13 protein-coding genes are annotated in these 13,733 nt (G+C 44.5%); 10 read left to right on the top strand and 3 right to left on the bottom strand.

The genetic code is table 11. The features are described from left to right. Window positions 1-825: 825 nt before the first annotated feature. The gene (locus EO95_RS04920; protein ID WP_048132689.1) at window positions 826-1,821 is read right to left on the bottom strand and encodes a radical SAM protein; all 996 of its coding nucleotides are present in this window, start codon (window positions 1,819-1,821) and stop codon (window positions 826-828) included. A 263-nt stretch (window positions 1,822-2,084) separates the two neighbouring features. Here EO95_RS04920 and EO95_RS04915 point away from each other — a divergent pair, with 263 nt between their 5' ends. The 6 genes from EO95_RS04915 to asd all read left to right on the top strand — a co-directional run bounded on the left by EO95_RS04915 (window position 2,085) and on the right by asd (window position 7,193). After that, the gene (locus EO95_RS04915; protein WP_235282866.1) at window positions 2,085-2,588 is read left to right on the top strand and encodes a hypothetical protein; all 504 of its coding nucleotides are present in this window, start codon (window positions 2,085-2,087) and stop codon (window positions 2,586-2,588) included. 1,211 nt (window positions 2,589-3,799) lie between these two features. Further along, window positions 3,800-4,855: a GTP-binding protein gene (locus tag EO95_RS04910; RefSeq protein WP_048132687.1), complete on the top strand. Its 1,056-nt coding sequence runs from the start codon at window positions 3,800-3,802 to the stop codon at window positions 4,853-4,855. Window positions 4,856-5,068: 213 nt separating this feature from the next. Beyond that, window positions 5,069-5,377, top strand: coding sequence for a hypothetical protein (locus EO95_RS04905; RefSeq protein WP_048132686.1), 309 nt, complete (start codon window positions 5,069-5,071; stop codon window positions 5,375-5,377). Beyond that, entirely contained in the window at window positions 5,371-5,715 is a 345-nt protein-coding gene (locus EO95_RS04900) for a hypothetical protein (RefSeq protein ID WP_156163976.1), read from the top strand. Before EO95_RS04905 ends, EO95_RS04900 begins: the two co-directional genes overlap by 7 nt. 176 nt (window positions 5,716-5,891) lie before the next feature. Then, window positions 5,892-6,074: a 4Fe-4S binding protein gene (locus EO95_RS04895; RefSeq protein ID WP_048132683.1), complete on the top strand. Its 183-nt coding sequence runs from the start codon at window positions 5,892-5,894 to the stop codon at window positions 6,072-6,074. A gap of 90 nt (window positions 6,075-6,164) precedes the next feature. Further along, entirely contained in the window at window positions 6,165-7,193 is a 1,029-nt protein-coding gene (gene asd, locus EO95_RS04890; RefSeq protein WP_048132680.1) for an aspartate-semialdehyde dehydrogenase, read from the top strand. Between the two features lie 243 nt (window positions 7,194-7,436). Here the strand turns inward: asd and larC are convergent, their stop codons facing one another. Together larC and larB are read right to left on the bottom strand one after the other, a co-directional pair. Next, a complete protein-coding gene (gene larC / locus EO95_RS04885; RefSeq protein ID WP_048132678.1) occupies window positions 7,437-8,627 on the bottom strand; it encodes a nickel pincer cofactor biosynthesis protein LarC in 1,191 nt (396 codons plus the stop codon). Window positions 8,628-8,666: 39 nt separating this feature from the next. Then, entirely contained in the window at window positions 8,667-9,488 is an 822-nt protein-coding gene (gene larB / locus EO95_RS04880) for a nickel pincer cofactor biosynthesis protein LarB (RefSeq protein ID WP_048132676.1), read from the bottom strand. Between the two features lie 189 nt (window positions 9,489-9,677). Here larB and pyrH point away from each other — a divergent pair, with 189 nt between their 5' ends. The 4 genes from pyrH to EO95_RS04860 all read left to right on the top strand — a co-directional run bounded on the left by pyrH (window position 9,678) and on the right by EO95_RS04860 (window position 13,662). Then, window positions 9,678-10,379, top strand: coding sequence for a UMP kinase (gene pyrH / locus EO95_RS04875; RefSeq protein WP_048132673.1), 702 nt, complete (start codon window positions 9,678-9,680; stop codon window positions 10,377-10,379). Between the two features lie 170 nt (window positions 10,380-10,549). After that, on the top strand, window positions 10,550-11,752 hold the full coding sequence (locus EO95_RS04870) for a hypothetical protein (RefSeq protein ID WP_048132671.1): 1,203 nt from the start codon (window positions 10,550-10,552) through the stop codon (window positions 11,750-11,752). A 25-nt stretch (window positions 11,753-11,777) separates the two neighbouring features. Next, window positions 11,778-12,893 (top strand): ABC transporter permease, encoded by a 1,116-nt coding sequence (locus EO95_RS04865; RefSeq protein ID WP_048132757.1) that lies wholly within the window; start codon window positions 11,778-11,780, stop codon window positions 12,891-12,893. Beyond that, window positions 12,886-13,662, top strand: coding sequence for an ABC transporter ATP-binding protein (locus EO95_RS04860; RefSeq protein ID WP_342763999.1), 777 nt, complete (start codon window positions 12,886-12,888; stop codon window positions 13,660-13,662). Before EO95_RS04865 ends, EO95_RS04860 begins: the two co-directional genes overlap by 8 nt. The last annotated feature ends 71 nt before the right edge of the window (window positions 13,663-13,733 follow it).

Below are 13,733 nucleotides of genomic sequence, written 5' to 3'. Positions count from 1 at the left end.
AACATAGTGGAGATTACTCGGGACCATATTGACCTTGTTAGAAATCTCAATCAAAATCGGTAGATGCGAGACTCCCAACAAAGGGAACTTTTTTTTCAAAATGGACTTTCCATTCATTGAAAGATTGTCAGATAAGAGCCCTGTTCCTGTATAGATCAGGAAAAGAACATTCTGTTCACCCATAGATTCCAGTGGAAATAAGGGGCTTTGCAGAATTCTGCCGGAAAGAACAAAAACATGAGATTGATGGGATTGATATCTCTCGAGAGAGTTAGAGAGAATAGCATCCGGATGAATTAAAGAAACAAGCAGAGGATAATGATGTTCATATAGAAAGAAGGATGCCCGGAGAAAATAAATCGATAAAAAGGAGAGACATATACCCCTATCAGGCAACAATAATGGCATAAAACAGGGAAATAGCTCAGGGTAAAGGCACAAAAACAAAGCAACCCCATAGAAAGGAAAAAGAAGCTTCCTCCCCTGAAAACAAAATCCGAAAAATAATTGAAAAATATATCGAAAACGATAAAAATAAATAGATCCGGAAGAAATACAAATCGTAAAAAAAGTTAATCTGCAGAAGGTTCCAGTGGAAACTGGGGGATCCCTATTTGGAGAAGAGTAAGAGATTGAAAAGTTCTTAAAAAATTTGAAAGTCATAAGGAGTTAAAGAATCCTCAAACAGCAAAAAATTAAAAACCCGGGTCCGGACCTCAGAGAGGATTGTTGCTCCGGACCAAAAATGCCTTCTATGAAATTATGCCTGAATCAGAAATTATGCCTGAATCAGAAATTATGCCTGAATCAGAAGTTGTGCCTGAATCAGAAGTCTACGAAGGGCACAAGGTCACAACCTGTGCATTTCAGGCACATTGTCGTTGCTAGCCCGGGATCAAGCCCATACATCTTCAGGACTTCAGCCTCCATTTGAGCAAGCTTTAAAAGGCGCTCAGGAGACGGACGTTCGGTAAAACAGTCTCCGGACCTGAGGGGATGAGGGTTTACCGGGCGAAGGATGGGAATTACTCCTATCTTTGCAAGGGTCTCGACTCCTTCCCGGACAGAAGCATCGCTCTCACCAAGCCCGATTATAAAGTTGCTAAATACCCTGTTTTTTCCGAAAATTTCTACAGCTTCTTTAAGCCTGTCAAGAATGTAGTCAATGGAAAGATCTCCACAAACTTTTTGGAAAATCTCTCTGTCCATGGTTTCAACATTGTATTTTACTTCGGCAACTCCGGCATCATAGAATTTGCGGGAACAGCCCTCTGTCGGATACACCGAAACTCCTATGGGAACATTGTATTTTTTGAGGGCAGGAAGCAGTTTGAGCACCCGCTCAACTTCCCCTTCGACTGAGGTTTCGACTCCTGAAGTAAGAGAGATGGCTTTAAGGGTTCCTGCCCTCATGACCTCATCCACTATGCTCAGGACTTCCTCTTCGCTCTTGACATGCCCCTGAAGTTTGGGCACAGGACAGTATTTGCAATCAAAGATGCACATCTCACAGAGCGTAATGAAAGCCTGCTCAGGGCAGTGGGCAGGGGCAGGCTCAAGTTTTCCCCTGAGAAGTTCATTTCCTTCATGTAAAAGCGCTACTGTTCCGTCATCTCCTGCTGCTTCAATGGAAAGCGGAGAGTTCTGATTTACGCTGAGCCTGACTCGCTTTTTCCCTGATCTGAAAAAGACGGAGCTGGTGCCTGCCCCTGGACCTGCAGTAGAACCTCGCGCTCTGGGAATAAGCGAAGGGTCCACAGAAACGGAACCTATTGAAATAAGAAAAGCTTTAATTTCCGGCGTAATTTGTGTGCCTTGCATTCGGATGTTCCTCAAAATAACTATTTCTTCGTGTAGTTCCGGCTTTTTTCATCTTTACCAGATAGTATATAAATTCTTCTGAAAATATAATTTAAACAGTCTGGGGCCAGCTTCGAAATAAGGAAGATTCTTTTCTTTGGACATTAATTTATATATTCGGGATTGAAAAAAAGCCGCTTATTCCAGAGAAAATCGAAATCAGCATATATAAATAAAATAAATGCGATTTAAAATTTGAAATTTATCGAGGAGGAATTGGAGTTTTGTTGAAGAAGTGGTTTGCAGTACTTGTAATACTCATATGTGCCATTTTTGCTGCGTCCTCAGGGTGCAGTGAAAACAACGCAGAGGACACGAATGGTCCTGAAGAGTCGGTTGAACTCAGCAACGAAGAGAATTCTGCTGAGGATGCAGGAGAAGAGGAAGTTGAAGTGGAAATGGTATCCACCGGAGATTCCAGCGACTGGTGTTCTGTAGGTTCTTCCTGGAAGTCAACAAACCCCCAGACAGGCGAAGAAGTTACAATGAAAATCACCGGGATCGAGACCGTTGATGGAGTCCCGATGTGCAAAGCTGTTTTTGAAACAAACCTTGAAGATGAGGACTCCTCCAAAATTGAATATTTATGGTCCGAAGACGGAGAAACCTATTTCTGGACCGCTTATGACAAGTCAGGAGAAATTGTTTCCGAAATGAGTATGAAAGACGGCAAAATGAAAATTGTTGATGAAGAAGGCAATGTAATAGAATCTTCTCAGGGACAATAAAATAAGAGACCGTCAATTCTGCTGGATTTTCCAGCATATTCTTTTTTTTCATGAAATTTCGGACCTTATTAACTTATTCTGTACCTTATCTGTACCTGCCAGGTTTCAGAGTATCTATAAAAGATTTTCTACCTCCTTACACTTAACAGGTAATTTGCATCCTTACCTGCTGAGGATCTGCATTTTAAACCGAATTTTATAATACATTTTCAACGCCTATTTCACAGGACAAAAAAACTGCGTTCATGTCCGAACATCCTTAAACTCAGGTACAAATATGGAATAAACTCAGATGCAAATATGAGAAAAAGAGAGCGTAAGATTCTGATTTATCCAGGGGCTTTAGCGAGATAATAATGGTTCTATAATATTAGGCCTGTGGGTTAAAGATATAATGAAGCAATAAGGATACAAAGATAAAATAACATTATGTGTTACATAAAGATACAAAGGTGTTATATACATGAAGTGCATAGTATAATTTGCGTTCTCGTCCCTTCAACAACCCACACCAGTACAAGGTCTACTCCACAAGTAAAGGGATAAAGAAACCTAAACTAAAAAACTCCCAACCCGTGAGTCCAGTACCTCAATATCTCTTCCCAGACAAAAATAAAAGCATCTCTTAAAGCCGTTCAGAACTTCCAGGTTTTAGGATGGGAACGCAAACCTCATTTTAGAAGAATGTTACAACAGAAAGTAGTTTTTTGCGCTCTCTGTAATTATTTATATTGTTACCAAATTACGGTAAACATTATTTTCGTGATTTTGTTACCAAATTACGGTAAACATTATTATCGGGATTTTGTTACCAAATTACGGTAAACATTATTATCGGGATTTCTTTCCACACCCTGCGCGACACCTGGGCCTGCCTGCGTACAGTGAAATAAAAAATGAAAGTTTATCAATCTGCATATCGTGCCCGATTATTCACTGGTTTTCATCTGCTGCAAAAAACATCTCTTTTAAGGGTTTCCTTTTCGGTATTGGAAGAAATGGCATATTTCCATGATACACGAACCCTGGTAAACCTATCAAACGAAAGCCTATCGAACCACCGCTCCTGAGAGGGAAAAATTCATTCAGGAAAGGTCCATGAAACAAATCCCGGATAAAAGGCTTTGCCAATTTTATATATAGGAGTAAATATATTATATTTGTCAGCCCGACACAGAATCTTTTTTCAGGATAATAAGGACAGGAAAAACATGAAAATCATGATCATAGGGGGTTTTCTCGGAAGCGGGAAAACAACCGCAATTCAGAAAATCAGCAGGCAGCTTAGCGATGCCGGGAAACGGACTGCGATTATCGTAAATGAAATCGGAGAAATAGGGCTTGACGGAGAGACACTCAACCGCCCAGGAATTATAACTGAAGAATTGACAAGCGGCTGCATCTGCTGCACACTCAGAATCAGTATGCAATACACGCTTCAGACTCTTGAAGAAGAGTTCAGGCCCGATATTGTGATAATCGAACCAACAGGAATTGCTTTTCCCGGACAGATCAGGGAAGAAATCGAAATGATGGGACTCTCAGAACTGTCCTTTGCTCCGGTTGTGACCATAGTAGACCCCGGGCGTTTCGGCACTGAGGCAAAAGAAATTCCAAGGTTCATCGAGACCCAGGTAAAGGAAGCTGAAATCCTCGGGATAAACAAGGTAGACGTAGCGCCTGCAGAAATCGTCATGGCAACAGAACAGATGCTTACCGAACTGAACCCTGAAGCCAGGATCCTGAAATTTTCGGCAAAATTGGGAGATGAACAGTTTGAAAACCTGCTCATCCATCTTGCAGTCCCCGGGATTGGGAAGCCTTCTCAGGAAAAGAAAAATTCAATTGAACTTTCGGAAGTCTCGGCTCACTCGGTTCTCTATACCCTTGAGTCCTGCAATCTTAACCCTGAAAAAGGCAAGCTCCTTATCGAAGAGAGCCTTCAAACCATAAGGGACAGAGTGAAGGAAATTAACTCTGATTTTGTAGGGCATGTTAAACTTTCCCTGAAACTCCCGGACTTCATGGTCAAGGGCAGTGTGACTTCCTCAGAAGAATCTCCGCAGGTGGAATTTATACCCCGCAAAAATGAAAAGCTCGAACTCAGGCTGCTTTCTGCAATTACAAAGGTCCCGAAGGATAAGCTCACAGGAATAGTAGAGAGCACACTTGAAGAGAAGCTGAGGGAGTCAAACACCTCTTTTGAGAGAAAGGAACAGCATCGCGGTACGCTTACGAACATAAACGGGATCAGGAAAAAGACGTGAGCATGAGGACAAATATTGGCAAAAGCGTGAAAGAAAGTGAATACCAATAAAGATCAAAGTTTAACTGCATTTACACTCTATCAATAGAAAAAAACCTCAAAAATCTATTTCGTTATTATTTCGGATATTTTTAAAAATCCGGTTTCAATCAGTAAAGAAAAATCAAATATTAGAAAAACTGAGATATTAAAGGATAAGAAGTGGAGTTTCAATATGCATGATGAAATTGACGAACTCGATGCTTATTTCTCCTCAAAGGGAGAAACTACAGAAGGCGAAGCTGTCAAGCTGGAACATATGATGATGGAAAAGGTTTCCGTAAACCCTGCAAGAAGGAAACTTCTCCGAACAGTTGGTATCTTTGGGAAACCTGAAAACCAGCTGAAGGAAGAATCAGGGTTAAACGATTTCTTCTTTAAGTTTCATATGGATTTCCTGCTCAAAGAAGGATTCCTCAAGTTTGAAGAAGGGATGTACCGCCTTACGGATTCAGGAATTGCAATGCATGATTCTGTATGTTAAAAAGCATATTTTCTTATATTCCTTCTTCTTTTATTCCCTCTTCTTTTATTCCTTCTTCTTTTATTCCTTCTTCTTTTATTCCTTCTTTAGTTATTCCTCCTTCATTTATCCCTTCTTCGTTTATTCCTTCTTCGTTTATTCAGTCTTCTGTTATTCAGCCTTCTTTTATTCATTCTTTAATTATTCCCCCTTCATTTATTCCTTCTTCGTTTATTCTTTCTTTATTTATTCCCCCGTCATTTATTCCTTCTTCGTTTATTCCGCCTTCGTATATTCCGTCTTCATTTATTCCGTCTTCTTTTTACGGACTTTCAAAAACAGAAATTTTGGGAGCTTGAGCCTTAGCTCATTCCGATTCCTAGAAATTGCTTTTTGCTAAAAAGCGATAAGTTTTTATGTTTATCTGAGTAATGGCGTTATGACCAAATTTTTCGATATTCTATGGAAGTTTCAAAAACGTACCTATCTAATTTCCAGGTACATATCGAGCAAATCAATAGGAGTGTGAAAAAATATGCCAGCATTAGTTAATGCAGATGAATGTTCAGGATGCGGAACCTGTGTCGATGAATGCCCCTCTGAAGCAATTACCCTCGATGAAGAAAAGGGACTTGCAGTAGTTGACCAGGACGAATGTGTAGAGTGCGGTGCATGTGAAGAAGCATGCCCAAACCAGGCAATCAAAGTACAAGAGTAAAAACAGACAGCGTGGAATAAATTATTTATTCCATTTTTCTTTTTCCTTTTTATCAGATTATTTTTTATCTCTACGGAGGTAGCTTTTTAAATGGTAGCAGTTAAAGCGGGTATTTTAGGCGCCACAGGCGCTGTCGGGCAGAGATTTGTAGAAGCACTTGCAAACCATCCCTGGTTTGAGATTACAGCCCTTGCAGCGTCCGAAAGAAGCGCTGGCAAAACGTATCGAGAAGCGGCAGGCTGGAGGCTGGATACAGCCATGCCAGAAAGTGTCGAAAACATAGAGGTTGTTCCTGTAGACCCAAAAGCCGTTGATGCGGATGTGGTCTTTTCGGCTCTTCCTGCAGACCTCGCCCTTAAAGTGGAGCCCGAGTTTGCAAAAGCCGGGTTTGCAGTTGCAAGCAATGCATCATCCTACAGGATGGAAAAGGATATCCCTCTGGTAATTCCGGAAGTAAACCCCGAACACCTGGGACTCATCGAGGTCCAGCAGGACACAAGGGGCTGGGACGGATACATTATTACAAACCCTAACTGCTCCACAATTGTCATGACAGTTACCTTAAAGCCCCTGATGAAGTTCGGGCTAGAAACCGTACAGGTAGCAACAATGCAGGCGATTTCCGGAGCAGGTTTTTCCGGAGTTTCAGCCATGGCAATCTATGACAATGTTATCCCCTATATAGGAAGCGAAGAGACGAAAATGGAGACTGAAACCTTAAAGCTCCTCGGGGAATTTAATGGATCCGAAATCGTGCCTGCAGATATGAAAGTCAGTGCTTCCTGTCACAGGGTCCCTGTAATCGATGGGCACACGGAAGCTATCTGGGCAGGTATGAGGGATGAACCCACCCCTGAAGAAGTAAGGGAAGCTTTCCTCAAATTCGACCCGAAACTTGGAGAACTCCCATCAGAGCCGCGTAAAGCCCTTATAGTTCGGGACGAAGCCGACAGACCTCAGCCGCGCCTTGACCGCAATATGGGAAAAGGCATGAGTGTTTCGGTGGGCAGAATCAGAGAAGGAATCCGCTATATCGCGATGGGGCACAATACAATCCGCGGAGCTGCAGGTGCAAGTGTCCTTAATGCAGAACTCCTGCACTCGATAGGCAAACTCTGAATTAAAACAAACACTTCAGCAACGATAAACAGCAGGATTAGAAGCGTAAAAACACGATTGGAATCGTGAAAAAAAGTAAAAAATAGTAAAGAATGAGAAGTAAAATGCCTGAATGTCCGGACTTTTACTTTTCTTCAAAATTTCTTATTTTACTTCTTATTCTAAATCGGTCTTAATTCTATCTGTCTTCTTTTGCCAAACCTTTCTTCTCTTCCTGAAGCTTTCGTCGTAATTCAGCAGTATTCAGGAAAAGAGTATTCTTGCAACCTCTTCTGCCCTGCGCATGACCTCTCGAACAGGAATCCCGCTGGCTTTAGCAATCTTTTTGCAATCTTCAAATTCCGCAGAGATATTGAGCAAGACACCTTCCGAGTCCCTGGCAATCTTGACTGCGGTTTCAAACTCCTGCCCTTCGAGCTCTATTTTTATCCTTTCGATGTTTCGGGCAGCCATGAGCCTGTGCCTTGCAGGCATAACCCTGACCCCAAGAGACCCTGTTTCAATAATGATCTTCCGGGCGAGTTTTGCGCTGTCTTCAGGCTTTGAAATGACCTTGATAATATGGGCAGGCCTTCCTTTTTTCATGGTTGCGGGCATAATCGCAACATCCCTGGCTCCCATCGAGAGCAGTTCCTCAAAAAGGTTGCCCAGGACTTCCCCGCTTACATCGTCGGCATTGGTCTCAAGAACCTCAATTATATCCTGAATCAGGTGGGCGTCAGGTTCAAGAAGCACCCCCTGGAGCACATTGGGTCCCGGAAGCTCGGCGTCTCCTGCCCCATATCCGATGGCAATCGCCCTGCCCTGAGGAAAAGACTCAACGGGCTTTGCAAAATGTGAGAGAATAGCAGCCCCCGTAGGGGTCAGCAGTTCCCGATTCACATTTCCCCCTCTGAAATAGAGTTTCCCCTTTCTGAGAATCTCAAGGGTTGCAGGAGCTGGCACAGGAAGGGTTCCGTGGGCACATTCTATTGTTCCGCTGCCCACGTTGATAGGGGTGCAGAAAACAGAGCTGCAGTTAAGAGAATGGATGGCTGCAGAAGCGCCTATGACATCGGCAAGGGCATCGCTCTGCCCCACCTCATGAAAATGGAGTTTTTCAAGGTCAGGCTGCCCATGGACTGCGGCTTCGGCTTCGGCCATTTTCAAAAAGATATTAAGAGCACTTGCTTCGACCTTATGAGGAAGTTTTGCAGCCTTTACTAGATCCACGATTTCCGGGTATGTCCGGACAGGCTCTTTTTCAGGCACGTTTATGCGAACATCCAGGGCTCTAATTCCCTTTTTCATCACTTCCCTTATATCCATAGATACGGGCGCCGAAGCTTCAACCAATTCCTTTACCGCTTTTCTGTCAGCTCCGAGGTCGAGAGTACATGCCAGAATCATATCCCCGGCTGCCCCTGAAAAAGGATTAAAGACCAGTGTTTTCATAAAGTTCCTCCCTGAATTTTACTTCTAACTTATCTACAGTTATTTTTCTCCCTGTTCTTCATCCTGCTCCGCTTCTTCAGTTTCCCCCTGTGTTCCGGCAGCGGCAGCAATCATATTGGCGATCCTGGCTGCATAAGCCCCTGCAACAAATCCCGCGTCAATATTTACCACGGCAAGGGTCGAGCAGGACTGGAGCATTGACAATAGGGCTGCTTTTCCTCCGCCGCCTGCCCCGTAACCGGTGGATACGGGAAGCCCTATTACCGGCACATCGACAAGCCCTGAGACTATGGTTGGGAGGGTTCCCTCTCTTCCGGCTGCAACAACGATTGCTCCGGGGTTCCTGAGTTTGAGTTTATGGAGTTCCGGGATCAGCCTGTGGATGCCGGCAACCCCAACATCGTACACGGCAACGGTTTCACAGCCCATTTCGGAAGCAATAACCCTGGCCTCTTCTGCAGCAGGGATATCTGCCGTGCCTGCCGATATGACCCCAACGACTCCTCCGGTACTTGGGGCAGGAGTGCCATCGTGGATAACCACCGTGCGCGCCCTGCTGTTCCATTCGAGTTTCTCCGGACCAAAAGCCCTCATTAAGGCTTCCAGATGTGGGGCAGAGACACGGGTAATCAGAGCCCTTTTACTTTCTCTTGCCATTATCCTGGCAATTTCCACAACATCTTCAGGTTCCTTGCAATCGGCAAGAATAGCTTCGATTACTCCGGTCCTGCTTTTCCTGTGGGAATCAAGTTTTGCAATGTTAGAATAGGAAACAAAACCCAGACTGCAGACCTGCTGTTCTGCAGTTTCAAGGTCCATTTTCCCTTCTTTTACGGCCTTCAATATATTAGTGAGATCCATGCGCCACCCAAGTTAGACCTGAAATTTTATATATTCAGGAATAAACATCTTAATGGTAAGTGCCCTATCAGTAGTTTATTGGTCTGGGAGGTCTTTAGGATTTCTCGTTATTTGGGGTTTTTGGTAATCTACGATGAAAATATCAGCGATACATTTAAAAATCCGAATTGTTAATGTGAAGAGATCATCATGCTCATAGTACTCTCATTAGGCGGTTCAATTCTCGCAAAAGACCTTGATTCGGATCGTTTTTTAAAATACGCAACAGTCCTGCGGGACATCTCAAAAAAGCACACGCTGCTTGTAATAACTGGCGGCGGAGAAGCGGCACGGAACTACATAGGTGCTGCGCGGGCTATGGGGGCAGATGAAGTAACCTGCGACTACATAGGCATTGAGATCACCCGTCTGAACGCAAGACTGCTTATTGCAGCTCTCGGACCCGATGGATACCCTGAGATTCCTTTAAACTATCTTGAAGCCTCGAAGGCTATGAACTCAGGAAAAGTCGTGGTAATGGGAGGGGTTACGCCCGGCCAGACTACTGATGCTGTGGCTGCAATCCTTGCAGAATATCTGCGGGCAGACCTGCTGACAATTGCGACCTCGATTGACGGAGTTTATTCCTCAGACCCCAACTGTGACTCGAGCGCAGTCAAATATGACACAATCTCACCTGAAAAACTCATAAGCATAGTTATGGCAATCGAAATGAAGGCTGGCTCCAAATCCCCTGTAGACCCCGTAGCCGCAAAGATCATCGAACGCTGCAAGCTCGATGCCCTTGTTATGGATGCCCGGGACCCTGCCCTGCTTGGAGAAATTCTGGGTGGAGAGGCTGCCAAAAAATCTCCTATATCCTGCGGGACCTGGATTACAGTAAGAAAATAAAAAGCTTGAATCCAGGGCTTTCAAGCCCTTCTCCGGTGTATCAAACTAAAAACAGAGGATAACATCAAAACTTAAACATAGAGGTTCCTGCATATATCCATATTGCAGAGAGCCAGATAGGTTACCGAATCTGGTTCCCGGCAGCTTTTGGAAAGAAGGAGGAACCGGGCTTGAGTCTGTCGGAAAAAAAGAACTGTTTAAAAGTGAGAGAGTTTACTTTTCGCTTATTTTCTTTAATTGTATTCCTGATTTTCTTCGGTGTTCAGGCAAGTCCTGTTTCAGGGGCAATGGACGGGACAATTGCCGGAGAAGAAAGTACCCTTATCAATGATGAGTTTATTATTGATTTTTTCTCAGACCATGACCTGAGCGATGCAACGGTCAGATTTAAACAACCCCTTGAGAACGTTTCTCTTGTTTTTACCCTGAGCTCAGGAAAAGAAATTCTGAAATCGGAAACCTTCCATCTGGGCTCCGTAGATAGGGGGCAGGAGGTTACAAAAGTCCTTTTCTGGGGGCTTGAAGAGGACTTTGGAAAAGATAGGGACTCCTATACAGCACAGCTTTTTGTAAAGGATGGCAGCCAGAATCTTGAATCCCGGAAGCTTTCTTTTTCTTACCGAAATCCATATCTCTCAAACCTGAAAGTTGTGGACTTCTCTGCAGACTCCGAAAAAGCTTCCGTTCTGATAACCCTTACGAGCTCCGCAAATCTCGGATTCGTGCAGGTGCCTGAACCCGGCATTGCAGACCTGGACCTTAAACTCCTTTCCGGCACGGACATCATATACTCCGAAAACCTGGAAAACGTCCCTGTAACGGACGCATACTATAAAGCAATGAATTGGCCTTTCCTTCTCGAAAAAGACCGAAATTATACAGCTATCCTGAAGGTTCATTCCCATTCCCCTGCCCTTACTACAGCCTATACATCGGACTTCAGGGCAGAAGAAAAAGTAGAAATCCTTGATACGGACATCGATGTGGATGAATACGGAGCAAGCGTTACAGTCGTCGGAAAATCCCAGGTGCCCTTTGATGGAATTATCAGGGTTGTACTGACTCCTGAAGAAGGGGATGTGCAGGTCTTTGAAGAAACCGCAGATATCCTGACCGCAGGAAAAGAAGATACTGTAGGAATTATCTGGCAGGGAGTTCCCAGAGGGGACTATAATGTGAAGGTTTATGTGCTAAACCTGAAAGGTGAAATCATGGACAGCCATGAAACAGTCCTGCGGGTTTTTGAGCCCGTAGCCGAAATAAACCCTTCGGAGGAATCTCCGGCATTCGGTTTTCAGGCAGCGCTTGGGATTTTCCTGTGCTTTGCGGTTTTTCAGGGAAGAAAAAGGAAAGGGAAAAAAGAAGGGCGCTAAGTATCCATCCATATGCGGGACCATTATGTTTGACCTGATCATCCGAAACATAACTAACAGGAAAATCCGGAGCGCACTGACAATCTGCGGGATAGCCCTCGGGATTTTTGCAGTTATAGTTATGGGCGCCATGTCTGAGAATTTCCACCAGACTTTTGAGCGTTCCATGAGTGTAACCAGCGACAAGATCCGGGTTTTTGCGGAAAGCGGGGTCTTTGGCGGAGGGCTCACGGACGATAAGGTAAGCGATGTGCTTCGCGTAGCCGGGGTAAAAGATGCCTATGGGCTTTTGATGACCACCTTTGATGAAGACAAGATGGGAATGACAGGAAAACAAATTCTTGGCGTACCTCCTGAAAAGTCCAGCGTTGCCCTTTACCCTGTGGAGCTGAAAGCAGGCAGATTTCTTAATCCGGGGGATTCCTACAGTGTGGTCGTCGGAAACAACATCAAAAGAGAATACGGACTTCAGACAGGCAGCAAATTTGAAATCCATGACAAATATTTTACCGTTGTCGGAGTCCTTGATTATACCGGCTCGATCTTTGATAATGCCGTAATCATTCCCCTTGAGACTGCCCAGGACCTGTATAACGTGGGCGATTCGGTCTCCTATATCTTTGCCGTGCCTGACGAGAGGGTGGATGCTGAGATGCTCTCAAAACGCATCGAATTAAGCGTAAAAGGCACAAGCACCCTTTCCCCGGGAGAACTAGAAGTGCAGGCAAAGCAGTCCTTCATGATTTTCAGCGTAATCACGATCAGTTCAGGGCTCCTTGCAGCAATCATAGGCGGGCTTTGCGTGATGAATACGATGCTCATGTCCGTTGCAGAAAGGACACGGGAATTCGGGATTTTGAAAGCCATAGGCGCAGAAACGCGGGACATCCTGCTCCTGACGCTCGGAGAGGCTTCATTCATGGGCTTTTTAGGCGGAATTCTTGGAATCCTGGTTGGTGTTGGGGCTGTCTATGTCATGAACGCCTGGCTTGCAACGACAAGGATCGTCCTTTTCCTGATAACTCCGAGACTTCTTATAATTGCCATGATTTTTGCTCTGCTGATTGGCGCTCTTTCCGGGCTTTATCCAGCTTACAGGGCTTCAAAAATGAGTCCTATGGAGGCTTTGAAGCATGCCTGAAGAAAAAACGGAGAGCCTGATGTCGGAAGAAAAATCTGGAAAAAAAGAGGTCCGGAACGAAGAATCTGTGAGAGAAAAATCCGGTAACGACAAACAGAAAGTTATCATGCAGGTTGAAAACCTCTCCAAGACCTATATCCAGGGTAAAATTCCTGTCCATGCCCTTCGCTGCGCCTGTATAACCGTACAAAAAGGAGAGCTTCTTGCCATCATGGGACCCTCGGGCTCAGGAAAATCAACCCTTCTTGCTCTGATCGGCACACTTGAAAAAGCCACTGACGGAAAGATCATCCTTGACGGAACAGACCTTACATCAGTTCCGGAAAAACTGCTTCCCGGCGTAAGAAGAGAGAAAATAGGTTTTATTTTCCAGCACTACAACCTGATTCCGACCCTTTCTGCCCTCGAAAACGTGGAACTTGCCATGCGCTTTTCCAGGGTGCCAAAAAAAGAGAGGGAGGAAAGAGCAAAAGCCCTTCTTGAGGACCTGGGCCTGGGAGACCGCCTCAATCATAAACCTTCGGAGCTGTCGGGAGGTGAGCAGCAGAGGGTTTCTATTGCCAGGGCACTTGCGAACAGGCCTGCCCTGATTCTTGCAGATGAGCCAACCGGGGAGGTGGACAGTAAAACCCGTGATTCCATTGTCCGTACATTCAAGGAGTTGAGCAAAAAGGGGCAGACAATTCTTGTGGTTACCCACGACCCCGAGGTTGCAAAAGAGTGTTCAAGGGTGCTCAGGATCACGGACGGGACGATTAAAGATAATTAAAGGCGATAAGGAAGAGAAAAAAAGAGAAAAGAAGAGAGAAAAAGGAAAGGAAAAAGAAGTAAAGAAAAGAA

The sequence above is a fragment of the Methanosarcina sp. 1.H.T.1A.1 genome, assembly GCF_000979295.1.
In the GTDB taxonomy this organism is placed as follows: Archaea; Halobacteriota; Methanosarcinia; order Methanosarcinales; family Methanosarcinaceae; genus Methanosarcina.
Note: the sequence above shows the minus strand (reverse complement) of the source record. Positions and strands in the feature narration are given on the sequence as shown.